The organism is Bacillus sp. HY001 (assembly GCF_007558965.1).
Lineage (GTDB): Bacteria > Bacillota > Bacilli > Bacillales > Bacillaceae_G > Bacillus_A > Bacillus_A mobilis.
In genome coordinates this window covers 1-443 of record NZ_VLTE01000202.1, presented here as the reverse complement: position 1 = coordinate 443, position 443 = coordinate 1, and the positions used below count along the sequence as shown (strand labels likewise).

General features: G+C 39.5%; 1 protein-coding gene. It reads right to left on the bottom strand.

All coding sequences use genetic code 11. The annotated features are described in order from the left end of the window. The coding region (locus tag FOT98_RS30435) for an RNA-guided endonuclease InsQ/TnpB family protein (protein ID WP_144291227.1) at nucleotides 1–443 on the bottom strand (443 nt) is incomplete at both ends.

The following is a 443-nucleotide window of genomic DNA, read 5'->3' as shown; positions in this document are numbered from 1 at the left end:
CATGATACTTCTTGAATCGCTTTCGCTAGTTTGTGATTCTGTAACATATTCGATACTTGCAAATCTTCTATCCCAATCACATCGTGGTTTTTGATGATTCTTGTAGAGAGTTTTTGCAAGTAATCTGTTCTTGCATTTTTGATTCGTTCATGAATACGAGCGACTTTCATTCGCTGTTTATGCCAATTCGCTCCGCCTTTTGTACGTCTAGATAGAATACGCTGGGCATGAGCGAGTTTCTTTTCTAATACCCGAGACCATTTTGGATTACCGAATACCTCACCCGTTGAAAGAATAGCAAAGTTTTTCACACCAACATCTATACCAACAGTGGAATCGGTCTTCGGCAATTCTTGTACTTCTGCTTCAGCAAGAATCGAGACAAAATATTTTCCACTTGGATTCCTTCTGACAGTAGCACTCAAAATTCGTCCTTCTATCTC